Annotated in this window: 24 protein-coding genes; 10 read left to right on the plus strand and 14 right to left on the minus strand. The window is 72.4% G+C overall.

The genetic code is table 11. The features are described from left to right. Positions 1–87 precede the first annotated feature (87 nt). The 10 genes from KF840_12140 to KF840_12185 form a co-directional block, all read right to left on the minus strand. Complete coding sequence (locus KF840_12140; protein MBX3025647.1) at positions 88–351, minus strand: DUF493 domain-containing protein; 264 nt, start codon at positions 349–351, stop codon at positions 88–90. Further along, positions 348–644: a hypothetical protein gene (locus KF840_12145; GenBank protein MBX3025648.1), complete on the minus strand. Its 297-nt coding sequence runs from the start codon at positions 642–644 to the stop codon at positions 348–350. Before KF840_12145 ends, KF840_12140 begins: the two co-directional genes overlap by 4 nt. Before the next feature lie 33 nt (positions 645–677). Further along, positions 678–1,805, minus strand: coding sequence for a response regulator (locus tag KF840_12150; protein ID MBX3025649.1), 1,128 nt, complete (start codon positions 1,803–1,805; stop codon positions 678–680). Between the two features lie 100 nt (positions 1,806–1,905). Continuing rightward, positions 1,906–4,986, minus strand: a complete 3,081-nt coding sequence (locus KF840_12155; protein ID MBX3025650.1) for an efflux RND transporter permease subunit — start codon at positions 4,984–4,986, stop codon at positions 1,906–1,908. Continuing rightward, positions 4,983–6,080, minus strand: coding sequence for an efflux RND transporter periplasmic adaptor subunit (locus tag KF840_12160; protein MBX3025651.1), 1,098 nt, complete (start codon positions 6,078–6,080; stop codon positions 4,983–4,985). Before KF840_12160 ends, KF840_12155 begins: the two co-directional genes overlap by 4 nt. A 6-nt stretch (positions 6,081–6,086) precedes the next feature. Further along, complete coding sequence (locus tag KF840_12165) at positions 6,087–7,877, minus strand: ATP-dependent DNA helicase RecQ (GenBank protein ID MBX3025652.1); 1,791 nt, start codon at positions 7,875–7,877, stop codon at positions 6,087–6,089. Between the two features lie 217 nt (positions 7,878–8,094). Beyond that, the gene (locus KF840_12170; protein MBX3025653.1) at positions 8,095–8,862 is read right to left on the minus strand and encodes a matrixin family metalloprotease; all 768 of its coding nucleotides are present in this window, start codon (positions 8,860–8,862) and stop codon (positions 8,095–8,097) included. Beyond that, positions 8,859–9,434 (minus strand): hypothetical protein, encoded by a 576-nt coding sequence (locus KF840_12175; protein MBX3025654.1) that lies wholly within the window; start codon positions 9,432–9,434, stop codon positions 8,859–8,861. The genes KF840_12170 and KF840_12175 overlap by 4 nt, the downstream gene beginning before the upstream one ends. 8 nt (positions 9,435–9,442) lie before the next feature. After that, positions 9,443–9,619 carry a hypothetical protein gene (locus tag KF840_12180; protein ID MBX3025655.1) on the minus strand — a complete coding sequence of 59 codons (177 nt, stop codon included), beginning with the start codon at positions 9,617–9,619 and terminating at the stop codon, positions 9,443–9,445. 121 nt (positions 9,620–9,740) lie between these two features. Continuing rightward, complete coding sequence (locus KF840_12185) at positions 9,741–10,592, minus strand: isoaspartyl peptidase/L-asparaginase (protein MBX3025656.1); 852 nt, start codon at positions 10,590–10,592, stop codon at positions 9,741–9,743. Between the two features lie 204 nt (positions 10,593–10,796). Between KF840_12185 and KF840_12190 the strand changes: the two genes are divergently transcribed. Then, positions 10,797–11,282: an adenylyltransferase/cytidyltransferase family protein gene (locus KF840_12190; protein MBX3025657.1), complete on the plus strand. Its 486-nt coding sequence runs from the start codon at positions 10,797–10,799 to the stop codon at positions 11,280–11,282. 34 nt (positions 11,283–11,316) lie between these two features. On the opposite strand, the gene KF840_12195 is transcribed toward KF840_12190, so the two are convergent. Both KF840_12195 and KF840_12200 read right to left on the minus strand, forming a co-directional pair. Then, positions 11,317–12,726: a transglycosylase SLT domain-containing protein gene (locus tag KF840_12195; protein ID MBX3025658.1), complete on the minus strand. Its 1,410-nt coding sequence runs from the start codon at positions 12,724–12,726 to the stop codon at positions 11,317–11,319. 152 nt (positions 12,727–12,878) lie between these two features. Next, the gene (locus tag KF840_12200) at positions 12,879–14,288 is read right to left on the minus strand and encodes a hypothetical protein (protein ID MBX3025659.1); all 1,410 of its coding nucleotides are present in this window, start codon (positions 14,286–14,288) and stop codon (positions 12,879–12,881) included. A gap of 353 nt (positions 14,289–14,641) precedes the next feature. Between KF840_12200 and KF840_12205 the strand changes: the two genes are divergently transcribed. The 8 genes from KF840_12205 (at position 14,642) to KF840_12240 (ending at position 24,270) form a co-directional block, all read left to right on the plus strand. Then, positions 14,642–15,073 carry a DUF1844 domain-containing protein gene (locus KF840_12205; GenBank protein MBX3025660.1) on the plus strand — a complete coding sequence of 144 codons (432 nt, stop codon included), beginning with the start codon at positions 14,642–14,644 and terminating at the stop codon, positions 15,071–15,073. 52 nt (positions 15,074–15,125) lie between these two features. Beyond that, a complete protein-coding gene (locus KF840_12210) occupies positions 15,126–16,727 on the plus strand; it encodes a DegQ family serine endoprotease (GenBank protein ID MBX3025661.1) in 1,602 nt (533 codons plus the stop codon). Positions 16,728–17,004: 277 nt separating this feature from the next. After that, positions 17,005–19,308 carry a PBP1A family penicillin-binding protein gene (locus KF840_12215; GenBank protein MBX3025662.1) on the plus strand — a complete coding sequence of 768 codons (2,304 nt, stop codon included), beginning with the start codon at positions 17,005–17,007 and terminating at the stop codon, positions 19,306–19,308. Next, the gene (locus tag KF840_12220; GenBank protein MBX3025663.1) at positions 19,263–20,009 is read left to right on the plus strand and encodes a tetratricopeptide repeat protein; all 747 of its coding nucleotides are present in this window, start codon (positions 19,263–19,265) and stop codon (positions 20,007–20,009) included. The genes KF840_12215 and KF840_12220 overlap by 46 nt, the downstream gene beginning before the upstream one ends. After that, the gene (gene tsaD / locus KF840_12225) at positions 20,006–21,028 is read left to right on the plus strand and encodes a tRNA (adenosine(37)-N6)-threonylcarbamoyltransferase complex transferase subunit TsaD (GenBank protein MBX3025664.1); all 1,023 of its coding nucleotides are present in this window, start codon (positions 20,006–20,008) and stop codon (positions 21,026–21,028) included. Before KF840_12220 ends, tsaD begins: the two co-directional genes overlap by 4 nt. Continuing rightward, on the plus strand, positions 21,025–21,837 hold the full coding sequence (rsmA, locus tag KF840_12230; protein MBX3025665.1) for a ribosomal RNA small subunit methyltransferase A: 813 nt from the start codon (positions 21,025–21,027) through the stop codon (positions 21,835–21,837). Before tsaD ends, rsmA begins: the two co-directional genes overlap by 4 nt. A 6-nt stretch (positions 21,838–21,843) precedes the next feature. Continuing rightward, on the plus strand, positions 21,844–22,653 hold the full coding sequence (gene mutM, locus KF840_12235; GenBank protein ID MBX3025666.1) for a bifunctional DNA-formamidopyrimidine glycosylase/DNA-(apurinic or apyrimidinic site) lyase: 810 nt from the start codon (positions 21,844–21,846) through the stop codon (positions 22,651–22,653). Positions 22,654–22,716: 63 nt separating this feature from the next. Next, positions 22,717–24,270, plus strand: a complete 1,554-nt coding sequence (locus KF840_12240; GenBank protein MBX3025667.1) for a hypothetical protein — start codon at positions 22,717–22,719, stop codon at positions 24,268–24,270. A gap of 284 nt (positions 24,271–24,554) precedes the next feature. Here KF840_12240 and KF840_12245 read toward each other — a convergent pair whose 3' ends face one another. Beyond that, positions 24,555–25,340: an SDR family oxidoreductase gene (locus KF840_12245; protein MBX3025668.1), complete on the minus strand. Its 786-nt coding sequence runs from the start codon at positions 25,338–25,340 to the stop codon at positions 24,555–24,557. A 126-nt stretch (positions 25,341–25,466) separates the two neighbouring features. Between KF840_12245 and KF840_12250 the strand changes: the two genes are divergently transcribed. Next, positions 25,467–26,261 (plus strand): iron-containing redox enzyme family protein, encoded by a 795-nt coding sequence (locus KF840_12250; protein ID MBX3025669.1) that lies wholly within the window; start codon positions 25,467–25,469, stop codon positions 26,259–26,261. 9 nt (positions 26,262–26,270) lie between these two features. On the opposite strand, the gene KF840_12255 is transcribed toward KF840_12250, so the two are convergent. Beyond that, entirely contained in the window at positions 26,271–26,867 is a 597-nt protein-coding gene (locus KF840_12255) for a CoA pyrophosphatase (GenBank protein MBX3025670.1), read from the minus strand. Positions 26,868–26,919 lie beyond the last annotated feature (52 nt).

Genomic DNA, 26,919 nt, shown 5'->3' on the forward strand with positions numbered 1-26,919 from the left:
GACCGCGTTCGGGACGGTCGCCGCGATCGCTTGGCGGCGCGCGACGGGTTGCCGCGGCCGCACGTGGCGCCGCTGACGCCTGGCCGCTCAGATGTAGAGCAGCACTTCCCGCTCCGCCTTCAGCTCGCCGTAGACCGCCTCGAGCTGGCGGCGGTGGTCGACCCAGACCGTGATGGTGACGCTGAGGTAGCGCTGGCCGCTCGAGGCGCGCACCGTCACCGCCTCGGCAGGGAGGGCGCCGAACGTCGCCGAGACGATGGCGGAGACCCGCTCCACGAACGTCGGCGACTGCCGGCCGAAGATCTTGAACACGTACTCGCCGGGAAAGACCTGCAACGAGTCGTCGCTCATGGCTCACCCGCCTCGTCGCCGGCGCCAGCCTCGGGGCGGAAGAGGCGCTCGCGCTCCGCCTGCACCGCCGGCAACGGATAGCACTCGGCGCAGGAGATCACCTCGTAGTGGTCGAGCAGGCGGATGAAGGTGGTGTCGTGGTGCGCGAAGTCGCCCACCAGGGCGCACACCTCGCCGTGGCCGCCGTGCAGGGCGTAGTAGTCCACCCGGTAGTCGGTTCGGGTGTGTTGGGTGCCGCGCACCGGCCGGCCGCAGTGCGTGCACCGCAACGGGTGGGACTCGGAGGTCGACACGCCCGGCAGTGTACGCGTCCGCTCCGAGCGCGGCTAGCCGCGCGCCGCTGGCAGCCGCAGGCGGAAGCAACTGCCCTGACCGACCGCGCTCTCGACCGCGACGCGGCCGCCGTGCGCCTCCGCGATCGCCCGCACCGTCGCCAGGCCGATCCCGAGCCCGCGCGCCCCAAACGCCCAGCGCCCGGAGCTGTGCAGCAGCAGATCGCCCCCGGCGGTCGAGAAGGGCTCGAAGATGTGCGGCAGGTGCTCGGCGGCGATGCCGATGCCGGTGTCGCGCACCGCGATCTCGACCGCGTCGTCGGCGGCCGCCAGGTGGACGGCGACGGTGCCGCCGTCGGGGGTGCTGCGCACGGCGTTGGTGAGCAGCGCCGCCAGCGCCGACGCGACCCAGTGCGGATCGGCCACCGCCGTCGCCGCGCCGCTGGCGCCCAGGGTCAGGCGACGGCCGCTGGCGGTGGCGATCGCCGCCACGGCGGCGTCGACGAGCGGCCGCAGCGCCACCGCCTGCGGCCGTACCACCAGCGCCCGGGCGCCGCCGGCGATGGCGCCGGCGTGCAACTGCGCCGCGCCCGCGGCGAGCCAGTCGGCGGCGCGTTCCGCGATCGCGAACCACGGCGCCGTGTCCGGCGGGAGCGGTCGCTCGCGCAGCAGCGCGAGGGCGTTGAGCAGCAGGTGGACGGGCGTCCCCAGCTCGTGCGCCGCCAGCACCAGCATCCGGGCCCGCTGTGCCGCCTCGCGCTCGGCGCGCCCGCAGGCGGCGCGGAGCTCGTCGAGCAGGCGTCCGCGCTCCGCCGCGGCCTCCCAGGCGTCGAGCCCGCGCCGCACCACCTGGCACAGCTCGTGCGCCTGCCACGGCTTGGTGAGGAAGTGATAGACGTGGCCGCGGTTGATGGCGTCGAGCAGCAGCTCGACCTCGGGATAGCCGGTCAACACGACGCGGATCACCGCCGGATGCCGCGCCGCCGTCTCGGCGAGAAAGGCGGCCCCCGTCATGCCGGGCATGCGGTGATCCGAGATCACCAGGGCCACCGGCGCCCGCGCCAGCACCTCCAACGCCTCGGCGGCGCTGCTCGCGACCAGCACCTCATGGTCGTCCGCCAACACCCGCCGCACCGCCCGCTGGTTCGCCGGCTCGTCATCGACCGCGAGGACGCAGTGCATGGCGGCAGCTAGCGCCCTGCGCGGGACCGCCGCAATGACGGCGCGGACTCGCTGCGCCGACGCCGCGCCGGGAGTGGTAGGCGCGGCGACGCTGCCGCGGCTACGTGGCGTCGGCGAGGGCGGTGGCGCGGGTGGGGCGGGCGCGCAGGCGCTCGATGGCGACGTACGTGGCCGGCACGATCAGGAAGGTCAGGATGGTCGAGAAGAGCATGCCGCCGGCGACGGCGATGCCGAGCGGCGCGCGGGCCTCGCCGCCGGCGCCGGAGCCGAGGGCGATGGGAATGATGCCGACGATGGTCGCCAGGGCGGTCATCAGAATGGGGCGGAAGCGCGTCCGCGCGGCCTCGAGGGTCGCCTCGACCAGCGTCAGCCCCTGGGCGCGCAACTGGTTGGCGAACTCGACGATGAGAATGGAGTTCTTGGTGACCAGCCCGACCAGCATCACCAGCCCGATCTCGCTGAACAGGTTCAGCGTCGCGCCGGTCATCTGCAGCGACACCAGGGCGCCGGTGAACGACAGGGCCACCGCCACCAGGATCGTCAACGGGTGGACGAAGCTCTCGAACTGCGCCGCCAGCACCAGGTAGATCACGAGCACCGCGAGGACGTAGGCGAACGCGAGCGCGTTGCCCGACTCGAAGTAGTCCTCCGACTCGCCGGCGAAGGTGTAGCGGTACCCCTCGCCCTCGGGCAGCACCTCGTCGGCGATGGCGCGGATGCGCTCGATGGCGGTGCCGAGCGGCAGGCCCTGCGCCAGATGGGCGCCGATGGTGGCGGAGCGGAAGCGATCGAAGTGCGGCAGTCCGCGCGGCGCCACGGTCTCCGTCACCGACACCACCGAGGCGAGCGGGATGAGCGCCCCGCCGCTGCCGCGCACGAACACGTTGTACAGATCGCGCGGGTTGGAGCGGTCCAGCCGGCCGAGCTGGGCGATGACGTCGTAGGTCTCGCCCGCGAGCTTGAACGTCGTCAGGTCGAGACCGCCGAAGAGAATCTGCAGCGCGCGGGCGATCTCGCGCACCGACACGCCGAGGTCGCTGGCCCGGTCGCGGTCGATGCGCACCTCGATCTGCGGCTTGTTGAGCAACAGGTCGCTCTGCAGGTTCACCAACCCGGGAATGGCGCGCGCCCTGGCGATGATCTGGTCGGCGTAGCGCGACAGGCGTGTCACGTCCGGCCCCTGCAGCACCAGCGAGATGGGCGCGACCCCGGCGTCGTTGCTGAGCGCCGGCAGGTTCGCGGGAAACGCCTGGATGCCGCCGATGACCGCCAGCTTGCCGCGCAGCTCGTCGACGATCGCCATCTGCGAGCGCGTGCGCGACTCCCACGGCGTCATGTTGGCGAAGATCCCGGCTTCGTTCACCAGGCCGGGGGTGCCGATGCCCAGGGCGACGACGGAGAAGGCGCGGTCGATCTCCGGATAGGTGAGCACCTGCGCCTCGACGGCGCGCTGGTAGCGATCGGTGTAGTCGATCGTGCTGCCCTCCGGGGCGCGCGAGAAGATGCGCAGGCCGCCGCGATCGGCCATCGGGATGAACTCGCGCGCCACGATCTGGAGGAGGACGCCGCCGGCGGCCACCCAGGCGACGCCGATGGCGATCGGCAGCAGCGGCCGGGCGACCGTCGCCCGGAGCACCCGGGCATAGCCCCCGGCCAGGGCGTCGAAGCCGCGCGCCAGCAGCGCCTTGATGCCGTGCTCGGCGGCGTGGTGACGCAGCACGCGGGCGCAGAGCATGGGCGACAGGGTGAGCGCGACGAAGCCGGAGATCGTCACCGCGGTGGCGACCGTGATGCCGAACTCGCGGAACAACAGCCCGGTCTTGTCGCTGAGGAATGCCAGCGGCAGGAACACGGCGATCGTCGACACCGTCGCCGCGACCACCGCGAACGAGATCTCCTCCATGCCGCGGCGTGCCGCGTCCATCGGCGGCAGCCCGAGCTCGACCCAGCGGCTGATGTTCTCGAGCACGACGATCGCGTCGTCGACGACCAGGCCGATGGCGAGCGTCAGACCCATCAGCGTGAGCGTGTTGATCGACGCGCCGACGAAGTAGAGGACGGCGAAGGTGCCGATCAGCGAGATCGGAATCGCCACCGACGGGATGAGCGTCGCGCGCAGCGAGCGCAGGAAGAGGAAGATGACGACGACCACCAGCGCCATCGCCTCGAAGATCGACTCGCGGACGTCGCGCAGCGAGCGCTCGATGAAGATCGAGGTGTCGAACGCGGTGTCGATGCGCACGCCCTCCGGCAGGATGGCGCGGATCGCGGCGAGCTCGCCCTTCACCGCGGCCGCGACGTCGAGGGTGTTGGCCTTCGACTGTTTGACGATGCCGAGGCCCACCGCCGGCTTGCCATTGAAACGCACCAGCTTGCGCTCATCCTGGGGACCGACCTCGACCCGGGCGACGTCGCGCAGCTTCACCGGCGCGCCGTCGACGACGGCAATCGTCACCGCCCCGTAGTCGGGCGCGGTCGACAGCTCGCCGAGGGTCCGCAGGGTGAACTCGCGGTCGACGCTCTCGACGCGGCCGGAGGGGATGTCGACGTTCTCGCGCTGCAGCGCGGCGGCGACGTCGGCGATGGTCAGGGCGTGCGCCGTGAGGCGCGAGTTGTCGATCCACACCCGCATCGAATAGCGCCGCTCGCCGGCGATGATCACCTCGGAGACCCCGGGCAGCTTGGCGAGGCGATCCTGGATCTGCGTCTCGGCGAGCGTCGAGAGCGCGAGCTGCGAGGTGTGGTCGCCGAAGAGCGCCAGCCAGAGGATGGGGCTGGCGTCGGCCTCGCGCTTGGCGACCACCGGCTCCTCGACGTCGTCGGGCAGCTTCCTGCGCGCCCGGGCGACGCGGTCGCGCACGTCGTTGGCGGCCTCGTCGACGTTGCGGTCGAGCTCGAACTCGACCGTGATCTGCGACACCTGCTCGCGGCTGAGCGAGGTGAGGTGGCGCACGCCTTCGATGGCGATGAGCTGATCCTCGAGCGGCTGGGTGACCGAGGTCTCGATCACCTCCGGCGCGGCGCCGGGCAGCACCGTGGTCACCGCGACCACCGGCGAATCGACGTCCGGGTATTCGCGGTTGGCCAGGCGCGAGAGCGCGATCGCCCCGAACAGGACGATCACGATCGACAGGACGGTCGAGAGGACCGGTCGCTCGATGCACGTCTGCGAGAGCTTCACTCGGCCGCTCCGCCGCCGGGCGACGTCGCCGCCGCGGGCGGCGGCGGTGGCACGTCGCGGACGACGGCGCCGGGCGCGACCTTGTGGGTGCCGGCGGCGACGACGTGGTCGCCGGCGGCGAGCCCGTTCGTCACCTCGACCTGCCCCGCCTGGCGGATGCCGATCGCCACCGGGACGCGCTGCGCGGCGTCGCCGGCGCCGACGCGCCAGACGAACGGCCCGTCGGCGTCGTAGGCGAGCGCCGCTTCCGGAATCACCAGCGCGTCGTCGCGCCGCGCCACCTCGAGGCGGATGTTGGCGAACATGCCGGGGCGGAGGCGATGGTCCTCGTTGCCGATCCACGCCCGCAGCGGCAGCCGGCGGCTGGCGACGTCGAGCGCCGGCGCGACGAAATACACCTCGCCGGCAAAGCGCTCCTCGGGATAGGCGGCGACCGACAGCGCCACCGGCGAGCCGACGCGCATCGCGGTCACCGCCAGCTCGGGCACGCTGAAGAGCAGGCGCAGGCGGTCGACGGCATCGATGCGCACCAGCGCCGTCGTCTTGCTCACCCGGTCGCCGGGCGAGACCTGGCGGGCGCCGAGCAGGCCGTCGAACGGCGCGCGGATGGTCATGCGGTCGAGCTCGACCTGCGCCAGGTCGCGGCGGGCGCGCGCCGCCTCGGCGGTGGCGAAGGCGCGGTCGAGCTCGGCGGCGGACACGGTCTGCCGCGCGGCCAGCGCGCGCGTGCGGGCGAGCTCGTCCTCCGCCAGCTTCAGTTGCGCCGCCGCCTCGTGCAGGCGGGCCCGCTGCTCGCCGTCGCGGAGCTGCAGCAGCACCTGGCCGGCCTGCGCCGCGTCGCCGTCCTCGAACGAGACCGTCGCGACGACGCCGGAGGTCTCGGGCTTCAGCACCACGGATTCCTCGGCGTCGAGCTGGCCGACGAGGTCGACGGTGTCGCGGATCGCCGTCTGCTGGACCGCGGCCAACTCGACGTGCACCGGCGGCGGGCCGGAGACGGTGCGCGCCGACGTCGCCGGGGAATCGCAGCCGCTGGCGCCCCACAGCACCAGCAGCGCGGCGCCGCCGCGGATCCTCGGAAGGGAACGCGACACGCGCGGTCAGTCGTCGAGCGGCAGCGGCAACTCGTCGATCGGCAGCAGCGCCTCGGCGCCGTGATCGATCGACTCGAGCGGCGCGGTCAGCACGTCGGGCGTCACCGCCGCCCCGCCCTTCTTCTTGTTGCGCTTGCGGTTCGAGCGCTTGCGCTTCTTCTTCTTGCGCTCCGGCTGGGCGATCGGCTCCCAGAAGCTCGACGGCCGCTCCGGCCGACCGCGGCAGATGTCGCAGAGGCCGCAGGGCGTGCCATCCTGCTCGCCGAAGTAGCGGCGCAACAGGACGGCGCGGCACTCGCTGGTCAGAGCGTACTCGGAGATCGAGTCCATGCGCCGCCCGTCCTGGGTGCGCAGGGTCTCGAACTGGCCGGCGAGGCTGCGCGAGCGTTCCTCGACCGACTCCGCCGGCTCGAGAATGTGGATCGCGCCGTCCTCGGCCAGCGACACCAGCCCGGCCTCCTCGAGCACCGCCAGCAGCGCGCCGGTGATGCGCGGCCCCTGCCCCGCCGACAGCGCCAGGGCCTCGAGCTGCGGCGTGCGGTTCTCCGCGGCCCACGCCGCCAGCGCGCGCCCGAGCTTGTACAACTGGTCGGGACGCACGCGGCTCTTCTGCAGCAACGCCTCGTGGATGGCGCGGTCGTCCTCGTCGTAGAGCAGGATGCAGTTCGCCTTTTGCCCGTCGCGGCCGGCGCGGCCGGCCTCCTGCACGTACTGCTCGAGCGACGCCGGCGACTGGTAGTGAACGATGTAGCGGATGTCCGGCTTGTCGATGCCGAGGCCGAAGGCGCTGGTGGCGACCATGACGGTGCGCCGGCCGGCCTTCATGTACATCTCCTGCTGATGATCGCGCTCTCCCGCCGCCATCTTGCCGTGGTAGCGATGGGCGGGAATGCGCAGCATCTGCATCGCCGCATAGACGTTGTCCACCTCGCGCGTCGTCGTGCAGTAGATGATGCCCGGACGGCGCAGGCGGCGCGCGAAGCGGATCAGCGCCCGCAGGCGGGCGTCGCCGCGGCTGTGCAGCACCTCGAACGCCAGGTTGGCGCGATGCGGCGAGCCGGCGACCACGGCGTGGCTGCGCAGGCCGAGGAAGCGGACGATGTCCTCGCGAACGTTGGTGGTCGCCGTCGCGGTGAGGGCCAGGATCGGCGGCCCACCGAGCTGCCGCAGGCGTTCGCCGATCTGCAGATAGGCGGGGCGGAAGTCGTGGCCCCACTCCGAGATGCAGTGCGCCTCGTCGACCGCCGCCAGGCTCACCCCCGAGGCCCGCAGCGCCTGCCGCCCCTCCTCCGAGCCGAGCGTTTCCGGCGTCGTCATCACCAGCAGCGAGCCGCCGCGGGCGATCGTGTCGAGCGCTTCGCGCCGCGCCTTGCCGCGCACCGTGCCGTCGAGTCGGACGCACGGGATGCGCCGCTTGAGCAGCTTCTCGTGCTGATCGCGCAACAGCGCCAGCAGCGGCGAGATGACCACCACCGGCTTCGGCATGATCATCGATGGAATCTGGTAGCAGGCCGACTTGCCGAAGCCGGTCGGCAGCACCACCAGCGAGTCGGTGCCGGCGAGCGCGTTGTGGATCACCTGCTCCTGCTCGGGATACAGGCGGGTGATGCCGAGGCGGCGCGCCGCCTGCTCGACCGGGCCGAGCGTTTCGCGCGCCTCGGCGGCGCGCTGCCCGTCGGAACGGCGGCGGCGGCGGCGGCGGCGATGGCCGCTGCGTTGCGGGGTGTCGGATCGCGCCGCGTCCGGACCGGTCGTCTCGGCGACCGGCGCGCTGCCGTCGTCTGGGGTGCGGTTCACGTCGATCTCTCGCGGCTGCGCCGTTCGCGGTCGCAGCGGTGATCTGTCGCAGGCGTGGTGCGGTAGCAGGGGACCGTCCGATCTCGCCTCCGACGCTGAAGCCCGTCGCGCTGACGGGACCTGACTTCCAACGTCCCTGGGATGCCGCGAATTTCCGGGAAACGCGCCGAGCACCCCGTCCTGCTTTGAACGTGTGTAGAGGATGAGGCGAGTGCCGTCAATCCGGATCGGCGGCGGCGCTGCGCGGTCGCCGGCCGGGGTGTCGGGCACGGCGCCGCCGCAGCAGGCGCAACAGCGCCGCGCCGAGCAACGGCCAGGCGCTCGCGGCGCCAGGGACGATCGCGCAACTGTTGGCGCCCTCCGGCACGCCGCCGCCACCCCCGCCGCCACCGCCGCCGCCGGGATAGATCGCCTCGGCGCCGGACACGTCGTCGGCCTGCGGCGCTTCCAGCCGCGGCGGCACCAGGCGGGAGCGCATCAGCGTGCCCGTGCCGTCGGCACCGCAGGCGTCGGCATGGTCGAGCCCGAGCACGTGACCGAGCTCGTGCATGGCGACCTGCAGAAAGGCGGCGTTGTCGGCGAGGAGGAACGAGTTGGCGTTGAAGGTCACATCGGCATCGACGAGCTCGCCGTTCGCCATCCAGAAGCTGCGGGTGATCGCCAGGGCGTCGCCGAAGCTCGCCTGCCCGCACGGCGTGTCGGCGATGGTCAGGGTCGCGATGCCGTCGCGGGCGCAGGCGGGCCCGTTGCCGACGCCGAAGCGAAAGCGCCGCAGGCTCTGGTTCCAGCGCTGCCGGGCCTGGTCGGCGAGGCCGCGCTGCGGCTCCGGCAACAGGTTGACGGCCACCGACACGGTGGCGTCGCGCCAGAACAGGTTCTGGTCACCGCGACTGCACGGGTTGTTGTTGACGCGCAGCAGCTCGTAGGCCGGGGCGGCGGTCGCCGCGATCAGCGCCACCGCCGCGAGGGACGCGGCCCGCCTCACGGCGTCGGCTCCGCCAGTTGGGCGCGGACGCGCGCCAGGAAGGTGTCGAGCGGCAGCGCCGCGCCGCGGTCGTCGGCGGCGCCGCGTTGGAGCGCGGCCCGGCCGATGCCGGTCACCGCCTTGCCCTCGGCATCGAGCACCACCGGGCCGTCGGCGCCGTCGACGACGCGGAACAACCCCTGGTTGAAGCCGACGATCGGGCTGACGAAGTGCCCGGCGTGGGCGAAGACGACGCGGCGCTGGCCGACCGCCAGCTCGGGCACGCCGGCGACCGCCTCGCGCAGGCCGTCCATCTCCCCGCCGGCGAAGCGCAGCGCGATCTGCGCCTGCGGCCCGCCGCGCAGCCAGGTGAGATCGGTGAAGGTCACCACCGTTTCGATCGCCTGCTGCTGGGGATCGCTCCAGCGGGACTGGACGCTGGCGACCGTGCCGACGAAGATCAGCTCGGCCTCGCGGCAGAGGGCGCTGAAGTCCTTGGCGACCACCACCGTCGCGCCGGCGCGGTGCGCCGGCAGCGCGGCGAGCAGCAGGCTCAGCAGCGCGATCGCGGCGGCGCCATGGCACGGTCGCACAGAGCGGATCACAGGAACTGCTTCCACCAGGGCGCGCCGGACTGCTGGTACTTGGCCGACTTCGCGGCGCTCGCGGCGCGGGACTTCGGCGCGCTCTTGGCCGCCGTCTTCGGCGCCGGCTTGCTGGCGCGGACCGGCTTCCTGGCGGGCTTCTTGGCCGACTTCGCGGACGCCTTCTTCGCCATGATGTACACCCTCCTCCTCGTGACCGTGATCGGCCTCCCAGGCCGCGTGGGCGCGGGCTCGCGGGCCCGCGCGGTCGATGTGTTCGTGCGCGCTCATATCAACCAGACACCTCCTGGCGCTTCAAGCTCGCCCCACCGGTGATCGCTGGGCGGTCGGCATGGCGTCGGCGCCGTGGGCGATGGCGGCGCGCCCGAAGCGATCGACGAGGATCAGACCGGCCTCGACGGCGCGACCCGTCAGGTCGCGGACCAACGCCGCGGCGACCGCGGCGGGGTCGCGACCGGCGCGCACCCCATCGACCGCGGCGCGCGTCAGCCCGGCGAGCAGGATCGCTTCGCCGTCGCCAGTGGCGGACGCGGCGCCGGCCCGGTCGTCGGCATAGGTACCGGCGCCGATGACCGCGCTGTCGCCGATGCGCCCGGCGCGCTTGCCGCGCAGGCCGCCGGTCGAGGTCGCCGCCGCGACGTGCCCGGCGGCGTCGCAGGCGACCGCGCCCACCGTCCCCGGTTGGCCGGCGAGCCGGTCGCTCCAGCGCCGGCGCTGCACCGCGGTCACCAGGCTCTCCGGCGGCACGGCCGGCAGTCGGTGAGCGCGGCCGAGCTGTTCGGCGCCGGCGCCGGCGACGAGCACGTGGCGACCTTCCACGAGTAGCGTGCGCGCCAGCCGCACCGGATTGCGGATCGTCGTCACCCCGGCGACGCCGGCGCCGCGGCCGCTGGCGCCGTCCATGATCGAGGCGTCCATCTCGACCGTTCCGGCGTCGGTGAGGCTCGATCCGACGCCGGCATTGAAGCGCGGGTCGTCCTCCAGGAACCGCACCGCGGCCTCGACGGCGTCGATGGCGCTGCCGCCGGCGGCGAGGATCGCCCAGCCGGCCGCCGCTGCCTCGCCACAGCCGGCGACGGCGGCGGTGAGCAGGTCGGCCGGCCACGGGCCGGCCCCGCCGTGAACGATCAAGGTCGGGCGCTGCATACAGTCGGGATGGGCCGCCGCGGGCCCACGCGCGTTCTCGCGACGGAGACGGGATCGGAGGGGATCTGGCGCGAGGCTACCAACCTGGAACGTCAGTGGCCAGTCCGCGGTTCCGACGCGGGCGACGGAGCGCGATCGCCAGGCCGCACCGAGCCCCAGCCGGTGCTCTGTCCGACGCTGGCCGCGTCTGGTAAACGACGCCGCGTGACCCAGTCCCGCGACGGCGCGCCGCGCCCTGCCGACCCCGTGCGCGTCTTCGTCGGCGGCACCTTCGACGGTCTGCATCGCGGCCACCTGTTCCTCTTCGAGCACGCGCACCGGCGCGGCGCCGCGATGGCGCGGCGGCAGGGCCGGCCCGGCGTCCACCTCAGCGTCGTCGTGGCGCGCGACGACAGCGTGCGCCGCATCAAGCACCGGCCGCCGCATCACACCCAGCGCGAGCGGTGCGCGCTCGTCGCCGCGCTGCGCCTGGTCGACGAGGCGTTCGTTGGAGCGCGCAACGACTTCATCGCCTCGGTGCGGCGGGCGAACCCGGACCTCATCGTGCTCGGCCACGACCAGAAGGCGGGCTGGGAGGACGCGCTGCACGCCGCCGGCATCTTCGCCAAGATCGTCCGCTGCCCACCGTACGAGCGCCAGCGGCTGAAGACGACGTTTCTGCGGTCCGACCTGGAGCGGATGTCGACCTAGTGTCCCGGGCGCGGCGCCACGGTCGGCGGACGCGTCAGCAGGGCGGGATGCGCAGCAACTGGCCGGTGCGCACCGCTCCCGACTTGAGGCTGTTGCCGCGGCGGATCTGATCGATCGTGCAGCCGTAGCGCGCCGCGATCGCGGCCAGCGTCTGGCCGCGCTGAACGCGGTGGACGCGAGCGGTCGACGCGGTGCGCCCGCGGGTCGCCACGTTGCGCCGTTCGGTGGCGCGGCGCGCCATGTCCGACGCCGGCAGGGCGACGGCGCAACTGCGGAAGCGCGCCGCGCCGCCGGCCGGCAGGCGCAGGCTGTAGCCGGAGGGAATGGCGGCGCGGCCGGCGCGCACCGGCGGCAACAGGCTGGGGTTGAGGTCGCTCACCGCGAACACGTCCGCATCGGCGCAGCGCGCCGCGCTGGTGATGGACATCGGGCTCGACAGCTCCACCGTCTCGGTGCGCAGCGGCGGGTGCAGCTCGATCTCGCCGAAGTACTTGCGGTGGTTGTGCTCGACGTGCAGCGCGGCGAGGAACTCGGGGTAGAAGTTGCGCGACGCGAACTTGAACGCCGGCCCCTTGTAGTCGCGGATGATGGTGGCGATGTCGGTCGTGCCGGTGTCGCGCACGGCCCGCGCCATGCCGCCCGGTCCGTGATTGTAGGCCTTGATCGCCAGCGGCCAGGTGCCGAGCCGGTCGTAGTTCTGGCGCATGAACGTCGCCGCCGCCGCGGTGGCGACCAACGGGTCGAGCCGCTCGTCGACGACGTCGTCGACGCGCATGAAATGGCGCGCCGTCCCCGGCATGAACTGCCACACGCCGGCCGCGCCCACCTTCGAGTACGCCTTCATGTTGAACGTCGACTCGACGAGCGGCAGGCGGGTGATCTCGACCGGCACGCCGTTGCGGCGGAAGATCTCCTCCATGTACGGGAAGTAGGCGTGGCCGATCGCGATGCCCTCGGCGAAGCGCTCGCGGAGCCCGCGTTGGCCGCGGATGCGATCCGACGCGGCGGCGTCGAGGTACTTGGTCGGCGACGGATCGCTGGCGAACAGCGCCTGCAGGCGCAGCTCCTCGGCGCTGAGCGTCGCCGGGTCGGGGTCGTCCTGGAGGCGGTAGAGCATGGCGCGGACGCGCTGCTTCTCCGCGTCCTCCTGGGCGCGCATCAGGCCGTCGATCTGTCCGCCGCTGGCGCCCTGCGCCGCGAGCTCGCGGAAGTCGAGCACGCTGTAGACGCGGTCGAGGTGTTCGGTGTCGTGGATCACGTCCTGGTAGCGGCTGTAGGTCGCGAAGATCGCGATCCAGAAGTCGACCTGCGGCCGCAGCGCCGGCGGCACCGTGAAGGTGGCGGCGGCGCCGGCGGCGTTCGCGATCAGGCACCCGAGGAGCGTCGCCGCGATCGCGGACACCCACTCGACCGTCACCCGTCGTGCCCGCTGCTGACCCCGCATCACCGCGTGCTCACCCGCCGCCGCATTATCGGCGCCACGCGCGAGGGGTCAAGGGCGCGACGTGCCGTGACGCGGGGCGCGGGCCGTGGCGGAGCGGCGGCGCGCGGACCGGCCGATGCCCGCGCGGGCGTCAGCGCCTGGTGCGCGCCATCTCACGAGGGTCGACGCAGGGGCAGCGCGATGGTGACGGTGGTGCCGCCGGTCGCCGGCGAGTCGATGGCGATCGTCCCGCCGTGGCGCTCGACGATGCCGTAGGACACGGCGAGGCCGAGCCCGGTGCCCTGTCCTTCCGGCTTGGTCGTGAAGAACGGCTCGAAGAGGCGGTCGCGCAGCTCCGGCGCGATGCCGGGTCCGTCGTCCGCGACCTCGACGACGGCGCGCGGCGGCGCGAGGCGGGTGCGCACCGCTATCGTCCCGGCGCCGGCCACGGCGTCGATCGCGTTGGCGAGGACGTTGAGGAATACCTGATCGAGCTGGCCGGCGAGGCATTCGACGAGCGGCAACGATCCGCGTTCGCGGTGCAGGACGATGCCCGACCCGAGGCGGTGGCGGAGCAAGGACAGGACGCGCTCGAGGCGCGCGTCCAGGTCGACGGCCGTCCATGTCTCGCCGCGGTCGGCGCGGGCGAACACCCGCAGCGCGGCGACGATGTCCGCCGCCCGCCGCACCCCCTCGGCGCAGTCCTCGACCACCACCGGCAGCTCGGCGCGCCAGAAGGCGAGGCGCGCGCGTTCGCCGCGCTCGGCCAGGGCCGCCTGCGCCGCCGCCGGCAGCGGCGCGGCCGCATAGGCGTCGAGCATCGCCTCGAAGGCCGCGACGGCACGGCGCAGCGCGTCGAGGTTGGCGGCGACGAAGCCGAGCGGGTTGTTGAGCTCGTGCGCGATGCCGGCGACGAACTGCCCGAGCGCCCGCATCTTCTCCGCGTGGACCAGTTGCGCCTCGGCTTCGCGCAGGCGGTGGCGGGTGCCCCGCAGGACCGCTTGCGCGGCGTCCAGGTCCCCCTCGCTCCGCCGCAGCGCCTCGGCGATGTAGCCGCCGAGGAAGGTGAGCAGCCCGAGGCAGTAGAAGAGGAAGAGTCCCCAGACGATCTGGGCCGCCGGATCCTCGCGCGCCCCGGCGGGCGCCGCCACCGCCAGCCCGCACCACAGCGCCGCGGTGATCGCGACGGCGGACGCCACGGCGGCGAGGGCCGCGATCCAGAGGTCGACCAGCAACGCGGTGGCGACGACCTGCACGACGTACAGCATCACGAACGGGCTGTGCGCTCCGCCGGTGAGGAGGATGAGCGCGGTGATCAACGCCACGTCCGCGGTCAGGGCAAGCGTGGTCACGCGGCGGAGGCCCCGCCCCCGCTCGACGCACCAGTGGTTCAGGGCATTGACCGCCGCCGCCGCGCCGCCGATGACGAACGGCGGCCACGGATCGGGCAGCAGCCCGATCCGCCAGCCGAGCAGCGTCAGGGCCGAGAAGCCGCCGATCGCCAGCCAGCGGACGCGCACCGCCCATCGCAGGTGCCCGCGACGGTCGGCGGCGGTGATGTCGCGGAGTCGGTGAAACCTCATCGCTGCCCCCGGGCACGCGTCATCTGCAGCCTCTGCCGCCGCCGCTTCCTTGACACCCCCGAGGTGCCAGCCTACGTTCGCGGACGGACGGCGCGATTTCTGCAAGGCCGCAGCAAATAAAACTGGCTCGCCGCCGTCAAAGCGGCAGCCGCAGGTTCTCTGGTGTCATCTCGCCTCATTCTCACCGCCTGTGACCCGGCCCGACGCGACCGCTCCGTCGCTCGACGGGCGGGACGCGGGCACCTGACCTCATTCAGCGCGGCGCGCCAATCCCGTCCGCGCATCGATGCGGCGCCGAGATCGAGTGACGAGATGCTCCGCCGACCGGCGGCGATCTGAGGGGCACGGCAGACATGGGAAGCGAGGAACGGGACTCCGACAAGCCCTTCAAGGTGCAGGATCGGCGGCGATTCTCCGCCACCGGCGAGGCGCGGGCCGAGAGCGAGGCCGCGCCGGCCGAACCAGCGCCGGCCGCCGCCCCCGAGCCGCCCCCCGCCGCGCCCGCCGCTGAAGCGCCCTCGCACCACGAGCACGCGCACGCCGAGCTGTCCTTCGCCACCTTCGTGATCAGCCTCAGCACGCAGGCGCTGGCGCTCCTCGGTGAGATCCCCGATCCGGTGCAGGGCCGGACCGCGGTCGATCTCGAGGGAGCGCGGCAGTTCATCGACATCCTGGGCATTCTGCAGGACAAGACCCGCGGCAATCTCGACGCCCGGGAAGCGGCGCTGCTGGAAGGCGCCCTGTATGATCTACGCATGAAATACGTCGAGCGCGCCAACCGCTGACGCGCCGCACGTGCGCACTCCCCCCACCCACCACCTCACAAGGAGATCCCGTATGCATTCGCAGTCGCGCCAGCGCCGCGTCCGAGTGGCCGTGCGCTCGGCGCTCGTCGCCGTCGCACTCGCCATCACCGCCGGCTTCGGCGCACCCGCCCACGCCATCCGCTTCTGGGGCAACGAGGAGCCGTCGCCGGCGGCCGAGCAGGCGCCCCAGCCCGCCGCCCCCGACGCGTCGAGCGCGCCGGCGACCTCGACCGGCGGCGCGGCCGGATCCCTGCCCAACTTCGCCGATCTCGCCGAGCAGTTGCGGCCGGCCGTGGTCAACATCTCGACCGTCGCCACCGAGACCTCGGGCCCGCAGGGTCCGATCCCGCACGGGTTTGGCGGGCCGAGAGGCCCGGGAGGCCCCGGCGGGCCGGGCGGTGGCGGTGATCCCAACGAGCAGTACCGCGAGTTCTGGGAGCCGTTCGAGCGCTATTTCGGCCAACCGCGCAAGCAGAAGCAGCGCAGCCTCGGCTCCGGATTCGTCATCGATGCCGATGGCCTGATCGTCACCAATAACCACGTCGTGGAAAACGCCGACGAGATCGTCGTCCAGACCGCCACCGACAAGGAGTACAAGGCCAAGGTCGTGGGCCGCGACCAGAAGACCGACCTCGCCGTGATCCGCATCGACCCCAATGGCGAGAAGCTCACGCCGGTGAGACTCGGCGACTCCGACAAGCTGCGGGTCGGCGACTGGATCTTCGCCATCGGCAACCCGTTCGGCCTCAGCAACACCGTCACCGCCGGCATCGTCAGCGCCAAGGGCCGCTTCATCGGTCAGGGCAGCTATGACGACTTCATCCAGACCGACGCCGCCATCAATCCCGGCAACTCGGGCGGCCCGCTGGTCAACCTCAGGGGCGAGGTGGTGGGCATCAACTCCGCCATCTACAGCCGCTCCGGCGGCAACATCGGCATCGGCTTCGCCATCCCCATCAACCTCGCGAAGGAGCTGATCCCGCAGCTCAAGGACAAGGGGAAGGTCGTCCGCGGCTGGCTCGGCGTCTACATTCAGAAGGTCACGCCGGAGATCGCCGAGTCGCTCAAGCTGGACTCGTCGCACGGCGCACTGGTCGCCGACGTGATGAACGACACCCCCGCGGGCGAGGCGGGCGTGCAGGTCGGCGACGTCATCGTCGAGTTCGACGGACACCCGGTGAAGGAATCCACCGACCTGCCGCTGCTCGTGGCGCGCACGCCGATCGGCAAGCGGGCCGAGATGCGGATCGTGCGCGACGGCGTCGAGAAGACCCTGACCGTCACGGTCGGCGAGCTGAAGGAGGAGGAAGTGGCGGTCGCCGCCGGTGGCTCCTCCGAGCTCGGCATCGCGGTGCAGAACCTGACCCCCGAGATCGCCGAGAGCCTCGGCATCGATCCCAAGACCAAGGGCGTGGTCGTCGCCGGCATCGAACAGGGCAGCCCGGCCGATGACGCCGGCCTGCAGCGCGGCGACGTCATCCTCGAGGTCAACCGCTCCCCGGTCGCCAACGAGGCCGCCTACAAGAAGGCGCTCAAGAAGCTCGAAAAGGGCAAGAGCGCGCTGCTGCTGGTCCGCCGCGGCGACAACACGATCTTCATGGCGCTCAAGCCATCGAAGGACGCGCAGGAGTAACTCGCCCCACCCGCCGGCACCGACCGCGGTGCCGGCGGGTTGCTGCACACGCGACTCCCGATGACCGAGCAGCGCACGCAGCGGCGATCGCCAATCCGCCTTCCGCATGGGCGGCATGGTCGTCGGTGTCTCTTCGTGCCCTCCGGCCCGGCGACGCCCGGGTGATCGGGGTTCGTCGTCGCGGGGCGGCTGCGTCCGCGACGGCGCATTCGGCCGTTCCCTCCGAGCGTAGGGGACGCGCGAGGAGCCGATGAGAGCGAGCCGCGGGGGGCGACGCATGAGGCGGTGGCGCCGCGCGCTGGGCATCGTCGCCGCCGCCGGCGCGGTCCTGCTCCTCGTCGCGGCGGTCATCGCCCTCCCGATCCTCCATGCGCTCGACCGGCAGGTCGTCGAGACCCTCAACGGCCGCCGCTGGGATTTTCCGTCGCGCATCTACAGCGATGCCTTCCTGCTCTATCCCGGCCTCGACCTGACGGCGGCCGGCTTCCTCGACCGCCTGCAGCGCCTCGGCTATCGCCGCGCCGAGGGGCCGGCGCCGCTGCGCAAGGGCGACTACCGCCAGACCAGCGACGGCTTCGACCTCGTCCTGCACGACCTCGCTTATCCGGGCGAGCCGCCGAGCGAGCACGCCGTCCACCTCACCGTCGACGGCGGCGTGCTCACCGCGATGCGCGATCCGCGCTCGGGCGAGGAGCTGTTCTCGCTGCAGCTCGAACCGGAAGTCGTCAGCGGCCTGTTCGACACCACGTTCGAGGCGCGCCGCGAGGTCCACCTCGACGCCCTGCCGCCGCTGCTGCCACGCGCCGTGCTGCTGGTCGAGGATCGGCGCTTCTACGAGCACCATGGCATCGATCCGATGGGCATCCTGCGCGCCGCCGCCACCAACGTGCGCAGCGGCGGCGTCGTCCAGGGCGGCTCGACCCTCACCCAGCAGCTCATCAAGAATTTCTTCCTCAGCGAGGAGCGCACCCTGCGGCGCAAGCTCACCGAGGCGACGATGGCGCTGCTGGTCGAGCGCCGCTACGAGAAGAACGAGATCCTCGACGCCTATCTGAACGAGATCTACCTCGGCCAGAACGGCGTGCAGGGCGTCTTCGGCGTCTGGGAGGCGGCGCAGTTCTACTTCGCGCGCCGCCCCGACGAGCTCACGGTCGGCGAGATCGCCCTCCTCGCCGGCATGATCCGCGCCCCGAATCTCTATTCGCCGTTCCGCTGGCCCGATCGGGCGCGCGCCCGCCGCGACGTCGTCCTCGGCCTGCTGCGCGACGACGGCGCCATCGACGAGGCGCAGTATCGCGCCGCGCTCGCCGAGCCGCTGCCGCGCGCGCCGCGGCTGGCGACCGGCAATGCCGCGCCCTATTTCGTCGACTACCTGCGCGGCGAGCTGGAGAGCGCCTATCCGGGCGAGCTGCTGACGACGCGCGGCCTCGGCATCTCCACCAGCCTCGACGTCGAGCTGCAGCAACAGGCCGTGGAGGCCGTGCGCGACGGGCTCGCCGAGCTCGAGCGTCGGCATCCGGCCCTCACCGCCGACCCGAGCCGCCGCGTCCAGGCCGCGTTGATCGCGCTGCGGCCGCAGACCGGTGGCGTCATCGCGATGGTCGGCGGCCGCGACTACGCCGCCTCGCAGTTCAACCGCGCCACCCAGGCGCACCGCCAGCCGGGGTCGGTGTTCAAGCCGATCGTCTTCCTCGCCGCCTACGAGCGCGCCGAGCGCGACGGTGAACCGCTCACCGCCCGCACCGAGCTGCTCGATGCGCCCTTCGACTGGCGCTATGACGGCCAGGTCTGGCGACCGGCCAACTACGGCAACCGCTACCTCGGGCTCGTGCCGGCCCGCACCGCGCTCGAGCAGTCCCTGAACGCGGCGACCGCCCGCCTCGCCGAGCGCACCGGATTGCCGGCGATCATCGACGCGGCCCGCCGCGCCGGCATCGACAGCCCGCTGCCCGAGGTGCCGTCGGTCGTCCTCGGCGCCGCCGAGGTGACGCCGTTCGAGGTGGCGCAGGTCTATGCCGTGCTCGCCAACCAGGGCCTGCGCGCCACCGCCCGCGCCATCACCAAGGTCGTCGATCGCCAGGGCCAGGTGGTCGAACGCCACCCGCTCGCCGTCACGCGCGCCGCCAGTCCCGAAGCGGCCTTTCTCGTCACCTACCTGATGCAGGGCGTGCTCGACCGCGGCACCGGCCGCGCCGCCCGCAGTCGGGGCTTCACCCGGCCGGCGGCGGGCAAGACCGGCACCACCAACGACGGCCGCGACGCCTGGTTCGCCGGCTTCACGCCCGACCTGGTCGCCGTCGTGTGGGTCGGCTTCGACGACGGCGAGCCGCTCGGCATGACCGGCGCCGAGGCCGCGCTGCCGATCTGGACCGCCTTCATGCAGTCGGCAACCGCGGGCTCGCCGCCATCGGACTTCGTGCCGCCGGCCGGTGTTGCCTTGGTGCGGATCGACCCATACACGGGAGGCATCGCCACCGCGCGCTGCCCCGACACCGTGCTCGAGGCCTTCCCGCGCGGCCGCGAGCCGACCGCGCCATGCCCCGCCCACAGCGACACCGCTCCCACGCCCTCGCCGTCCTGAGCGTGCTCGCCTGTGCCCTGGCGGGGTGCCGGCCGCGGGTCGCGCCGCTTCCCCTCGATGCCGATCCCGATCCGCCACCGCGCGTGGTGCCGCACGACGAACCGCGGCCGACGGTCGCGTCGCGCTCGTTCTCGGAGGAGGATCTGCCGGAAATGGCCGCGACGACTCCGCCCCCGACCGAGACACCGGAGCCGGCGGTCGGCGGTGCGGCCAATGGACCCGCGACGGGCGCGATCCCGCCCGCCACCGGCCAGCCGACTCCGGCGACGTCCGCCCTGCCGTCGCCGCTCGACACCATCCGCCCCGACACCCCGCCCAACGTCGCGGCCGCGACCCGCCTCGCCGACGCGGCGCGCGTCCGCCTCGCCGCCGGCGACGATGCCGCGGCGCTCGAGCAACTCGAGCGCGCCATCGCCATCGACCCCACCAACCCCTACGCCTACTTCTTCCTCGCCCAGGTCCACTTCCGCACCCGCAGCTACGACCAGGCCATCGCCTTCGCCGACCGCGCCGCCGCGCTCAGCGCCGGCACCTCCCCCGAGTGGACGTGCCGCGCCCGGGTCCTGCAGGGCAATGCCTACGAGGCCGCCGGCCGTTTCGCCGACGCGCGCCAGGCGTACCTGCGCGCGGCGCAGGCGTCGCCCGGCAATCCCGCGGCGCTCGCCGGGCTCGCCCGCACCAGCGGCGGCAGCCCGCCATGAGGCTGCTCGCGATCGAGAGCTCCTGCGACGACACCGCGGCGGCGGTGCTCGAGGACGGCGCGGTGCGCTCGAGCATCGTCGCCTCGCAGGACGACGTCCACCGCGAGTACGGCGGCGTCGTGCCGGAGCTGGCGTCGCGCAGCCACATCCGCGCCATCACCCCGACGATCGCCCGGGCGCTCGCCGACGCGGGAGCGGCCCTCGACGACATCGATGCCGTCGCCGCGACCTACGGACCCGGCCTGGTGGGCTCCCTGTTGGTCGGCCTCTGCGCCGCCAAGGCGATCGCCTACGCGCGCCGCCTGCCCTTCATCGGCGTCAACCACCTCGAGGGACACCTGCTCTCGGTGCAGCTCGAGCAGGTCGTCGCCTTCCCCTACGTGGCGCTGCTCGTCTCCGGCGGCCACACCAGTCTCTACCTGGCACGCGCCCTCGGCGACTACGAGCTGCTCGGCGCCACCCGCGACGATGCCGCCGGCGAGGCGTTCGACAAGGTCGCCAAGCTGCTCGGCCTCGGATACCCGGGCGGCCGCGTGCTCGACGCGCTGGCGCGACGCGGCGACGCCGAGGCGATCCGCTTTCCGCGCGCCCGCCTGAAGCCGGCCGGCCGGCGCCGCTTCGACTTCAGCTTCAGCGGCATCAAGACGGCGGTCGCGCTGCACGTGCGCGAGCACGGCGCCGACGAGGAGGACCACCCCGATATCGCCGCCAGCTTCCAGGAGGCGGTGATCGACATGCTGCTCGAGCAGTCGTTCGCCGCCGCCGACGCCTGCAACGCCGAGCGGCTGGTGCTCGCCGGCGGCGTATCCGCCAACTCGCGCCTGCGCGCCCGCGCGGCCGCCGCGGCCGGCGAGCGCGGCATCGACCTCGTCATTCCCTCGCTGCGCTACTGCACCGACAACGCGGCGATGATCGGCCTCGCCGCCCACCACCGGCTGGCGCGCGGCGAGCGCGATGACCTGACGCTCAACGCCACCGCCGTCGCCGATCTCACCCAGCCGCGCCCGCTCACGCCGTGACCGCCCCGTTCGCGCGCAAGCGCTTCGGCCAGCACTTCCTCGTCCAACCCGGCATCGCCGAGCGCATCGTCGAGCTCGCGGCGCTGCGCGGCGACGAGCGCGTGCTCGAGATCGGCCCCGGGCGCGGCGCCCTGACGGCGCTGCTGGCGGCGCGCTGTGCCCGCCTGGTGCTGGTCGAGGTCGACCGCGATCTCGCCGCCGCGCTGCGCACCCGCTTCGCCGGCACTCCGCACGTCGAGCTGATCGAGGGCGACGTCCTGCGCCTCGACCTCGCCGAGGTGCTCGGCCGCGACGCGCCGGCGACGGTCATCGCCAACCTGCCGTACAACATCTCGACGCCGGTGCTCATGCAGCTCCTCGGCACGCCGGAGCTGTTCGGGCGCCTGGTGCTGATGCTGCAGCGCGAGGTCGCCGAGCGCCTGTGCGCGGCGCCCGGCGGCAAGACGTACGGCGCGCTGTCGGTCGTCGTGCAGGCGATCGCCGAGGCGCGGATCGCGCTGCGCGTGCCGGCCCGTGCCTTCGCGCCGGTGCCGAAGGTCGAGTCGGCGGTGGTGGTGATCACGCCGCGCCGCCCGCCGCCGCTCGACGCGGCGCGGCGCCGCGCCCTGCGCGGCGTCGTGCGCACCGCCTTCGCCCGCCGCCGCAAGCAGCTCGTGAACGTCATCGCCCCGCTCAGCGACGATCCGCGCCGCGCGCTGACGGCCCTCGGGCTCGATCCGCGGGCGCGCCCGGAGACGCTGACGCCGGCGCAGTTCGTCCAGCTCGCCGATGCGCTCGATGCCGTGGCCGGCGACAGCGAGACCCCCTGAGACGCCATGCCGGAGCTGCCGGAGGTCGAGACGACGCGCCGCTCGCTGCTCGCCGACGTCGTCGGCGCCCGCGTCGTCGACGTCACGGTGCGCGAATACCGTCTCCGCCGCCCGCTGGCCGGCGATTTCGCGGCGCAGATGCGCGGCCGGACGGTCACCGACATCGAGCGGCGCGGCAAGTACCTGCTCTTCACGCTCGACGACGATCGCGTCCTGCTCGTCCACCTCGGCATGAGCGGCAGCCTGTGCCTCACCGCGAGCGCGACGCGGCCGGCTCGCCACGACCACGTGGCCATCGCGCTCGACCGCGGCCGCCAGCTCGTCTTCAATGATCCGCGCCGCTTCGGCCTCATGCGGATCGGACGACGCGACGAGCTCGGCGAGCTGCGCGCCGTCGGCCCCGATCCCCTGGCCGACGCGCCGACGCTCGCCGAGTGGCGGGCGCTCACTCGCCGCCGGGCGCCGATCAAGTGCGTGCTGATGGACCAGCGCGCGCTCGGCGGGGTCGGCAACATCTACGCCAGCGAAGCCCTGTTCCAGGCCGGCGTGCGCCCGCGCCGGCGCGCTTCGGCGCTGACCCGAGCCGAGCTGGCGCGCCTGGCCGACGCGCTGCGCGCGGTGCTCGAACGGGCGGTCGCCCTCGGCGGCAGCTCGATCTCCGACTACCGCGACGGCAACGGCAACCCCGGCTATTTCCAGGTGCATCACGCCGTCTACGACCGCGCCGGCCAGCCCTGCGGCGCCTGCGGCGCCCTGATCAAACGCATCGTCCTGGCCGGCCGCAGCACCTTCTACTGCCCGCGCTGCCAGAGGTGAGCTCGACCGCGCCGGGACGCGGCGCCGTTGCCTGAAGGCAAGGCGCTCCAGTAGGGTCCATGGATGCGCAGGGTCATCGCCACCGCCATCCTCGGACTCCTCTGTCTCGCCGGCCGACCGGCCACCGCCTGCGTCGGCGACTGCGACGGCGGCGGCAGCGTCAGCATCGACGAGCTGATCCAGGGCGTGAGCATCGCCCTCGGCAACGGCAATCTGGCGAGCTGCCCGGTCTTCGACGCCGACCGGAGCGACAGCATCACCATCAACGAGCTGGTGTTGGCGGTCGCCAATGCGCTCGGCGGCTGCCCGACGCCGACCAGTGCCGCCGACACGCCGACCGCGCCCGTCGACACGCCGACCGTCCTGGCGGACACGCCGACGGCTCCGCCGTCCGAAACCCCGTCGCCGACGCCGACCAGCGGGCCGTTCAAGCCGTTCTGCGACCTGCCCGGCTCGCTGCAGTTCACGGAGCAGGGAACGGTCCTGGTGCCCGGCGGCCCGACGACACCCGACCTCTCGTTCCTGCATCTGCCGGTCGGCTTCTGCGCCCACTACTACGCCAACGTCGGCAACGTGCGGCAGATGCGGGTCGCGCCCAGCGGCGAGCTCTTTGCGGCCTCGCCGAGCACGCTGACCACCGGCGGTCGCGGCGACCTCGGGCGTGACGCGGTCGTCATCCTGCCGGACGACGACCTGGACGGGCTGGCCGACGCCGCCCTGACGTTCATCGGCAACCTGCCGTCGACGCAGGGCATCATGTTCGCGAACGGGTACTTCTACTACCAGGATCGCCTGCGCATCCTGCGCGTCCCGTACAGCGCCGGCGATCGGACGCCGGGCGGGCCCGCGGAGGAAGTGATCAATATCAACCGGGCCAACGGCTACTACGAGTCACGGCTGCACTGGCCGAAAGTGCTCGACATCGCCGACGACGGCACGATCTACGTGTCCAACGGCGGCGAGCAGAGCGAGAACTGCGAGCCCGATCATCCGTTCCGCGGCGGCATCGTCGCCGTGGACGGTACCCCGGGCGGTCGGCAGATCGCCAAGGGCTTTCGCAACCCGATCGCCATCCGCTGCGCGCGCGGCTTCAACCGCTGCTTCGCGATCGAGTTGGCGCGCGACTACACGGCCGCCGTCGGCGGGCGCGAGAAGCTGGTGCCGGTGCGCGAGGGCGACGACTGGGGCCATCCCTGCTGCGCCACGGCGAACCAGCCCTACCCCGACCTCACGCCGGTGCCCGACTGCTCCGAGGTCGACGCCGAGGGGGGCGCCTTCGTCGTCGGGCACACGCCCTTCGACCTCGACTTCGCTCCCGCGAGCTGGCCGCCGCCCTGGAACAACCGCGTCTACGTGCCGATGCACGGCGTGTTCGGCACGTGGGAGGGCGCGCGCATCGTCAGCATCGGCATGGACCCGATCACCGGCGAGGTCATCATGGGCTCCGAGCTGCCGCTGGAGAGCCCTGGGTCGTTCGCCGAGTTCGCCACCGGCTGGGACAACGGCCGACGCATCCACGGGCGGCCGGCGAACATCACCTTCGCCCCCGACGGCCGTATGTTCCTCGGCAACGACAACAACGGCGACATCATCTGGATCGCGCCGATGGGCATGTGAGCGGACAGGTTGCTAGCTGTTGGGGTGTTGGTTGTCAGGCCAATCCGATCCGAACCTCTGGCTGACAACTAACCTTGGTGAGACAGAAAACTCCTCACACGGAGGCACGGAGACACGGAGGGCTCGGTGCCATAGCGAAGGCGCGGGGCCTCTTCTCACTCCATTTCTAATGAACTTTGGGAGGACCACTGGGCGGGCTTCGAGATCAGTACTCTCCGTGTCTCCGTGCCTCCGTGGTGAAAGTCTTTTGTCGCATCAAGGCTAACAACCTAACAACCTCCGACTCACCCCAGCATCACCATCCCGCCGTCCACCACCAGCACCTGGCCGGTCATCAGGTCGCTGTCGGCGGAGGCGAGGAATACCGCGGTGCCGGTCAGGTCCTCCGGCTGCAGGGCGCGCTTGAGCGCGGTGTTGCCGACGATGGCCTGCATGATCTGCTCGGGCACGACCGTCCTGGTCGCCTCGGTCAGAGTCACGCCGGGACAGATGGCATTGACGTTGATGCCGAAGGGGCCGAGGGCGCCGGCGAAGAACTTGGTCAGGCCGCTGACACCGAGCTTCGCCAGACTGTAATGGAAGGGCGGCGAGGGCTGGTCCGGGTTGCTGGTGTCGATGAAGCCGACGTTGCTCATGTAGGCGGCGGTCGACGACTGGTTGATGATCTTGCCGCGGCGCTGGTGCTTCATGGTGCGCTCGACGGCGCGGGTCATCAGCCAGACCCCGGTCATGTTCACCGACAGGATCTTGTTGAAGTAGTCGAGCGACTGGTTACCGCGATCGAGGCCGTGGAAGATGGCGGCGTTGTTGACCAGCACGTCGATGCGCCCGAAGCGCTCGACGGTCGCCGTCGCCAGGGCGTGGCAGCTCGTCTCGTCGCTGACATCGACGCGAATCGCGACGCCCGGCGCGCCGCTGCCCTCCGCCTCGGCCGCCACCGCCTGCGCGTGCTCGAGGTTGATGTCGGCCACCACCACCGTGGCCCCCTCGCGCGCGAAGCGCAGCGCGTAGGCGCGCCCGATCCCCTGCCCGCCCCCGGTGACGATCGCTACCTGGTCCTTCAATCGCATGACACGCCCCCGCCGGCCTGTGGCACCCGGCTCACAAATTGACAGCCCCAATGACGTCGACTACGTCCCCGGATATTTCAATCAACCGATTGAAGGCAACCGCGCCGCGGGGCGCAGGGAGACGGCATGGCGAAGGCAGCAGGGACCCGGGGCAAGTTCCGAAACGTCATCCGCTCGGTCGCCGAGGAGCGGCCGATGCCCGTGGGCACCTACCTCCGCGACCTCGATCGCCTGATCGCCGCGACCTTCACCGCGCGCGATCGCAGCACCGCCGCGATCGGCGACGGCAGCGCGCCGCTCGAATACGTGAAGCTGCTCGCCAAGGAGTACTACTACCTCGGGAAGTGGATGACGCCGGAGTTCCCGCTCTTCATCGCCAACGCGCCCGACACCGACGCGCTGACCCTGGACCATTCCGAACACTACGCGCACTGGTGCCAGAACTTCGCCGACGAGGTCGGCTACCTGCGCGATCCCAACCACGTCGCCATGAAGTGGGAGTGGTGCCAGCAGCTCGGCATCACCGCCGACGAGTTGGAACGCTACGTTCCGCTGCCGGAAACGATCGGCGTCACGTTCACCATGCTGTACTACGTGCGCCGCTCCTACGAGGAGGGGCTCGCCGTCTTCGGCTTCGCCGGCGAGCGCCTGGCGGCGCGCTCGGGCTATGCCAAGACGATGTACGAGGGGCTGAAAAAACACTACGGCATCACGGTGCGGAACTTCGAGGTCCACGCCTATGCCGAGCCCGACCACGGCGACAAGGCGGAGGCGCTGTTCCGCAAGATCGCCGTCACCGCCGCCGTGCAGCGCCGCTGCCGCGAGGCCATTCGCAACACGATGGTGACGCGGGACGCGCGCTCGCGCGCCCTGAACCGGGTGCTCGACGAGATGGGGACGCGGAAGGCGAAGCGCCGGTGAGCCCCCGCGTCACCCCATGACCACGCCGGGCTCGCGCACCAACTCCAGGAAGCCCTGCAGGATGCGGTGCGTCAGACCCCAGATCGTATAGCGGCCGTAGCGGTAGGCGGGGAACGTGCTGGTGATCCCGTCGAGCGTGCGCTCGTAGGTGGCGGCGGCCTCGGCGGAGGCGAGGAACGAGAGCGGGACCCAGAGCGCGCTCTCGACCTCGCGCGGGCTCGGGCGCAGGGCGACCGGGTGCCGCAGCGCGAAGACCACCGGCGTGATCACCAGGTCGAGCGGGCGGTGACGCGCGACGGCGCGCAGCTCGTCGAGGCGGCCGATCACCTCGGCGCCGTGGCGCAGGTCGACGCCCACCTCCTCGTGCGTCTCACGGGTCGCGGTGGCGATCGCATCGGCATCGCCCGGATCGCGGCGCCCGCCGGGCAGCGCCATGTGCCCGGACCACGGGTCGTCGTCGCGGATGGCGCGTTGGATCAGCAGCAGCTCGACATCGGGCGCGGCCTCCGCCAGCACCAGCGCCACGGCGGCGCGCGCGACCTTGGGCTCGTCGATGACGCTCGGTCGAAAAGCCGCCAGACGCGTCCGGATATATTCGAGTCCCATCGCGCGAATCGCCGTCGGAGTTCTTGCGGACCGTACCGAATTCTGGTTCGAG

It is taken from the genome of bacterium, from assembly GCA_019637795.1.
Lineage (GTDB): Bacteria > Desulfobacterota > Binatia > HRBIN30 > CADEER01 > JAHBUY01.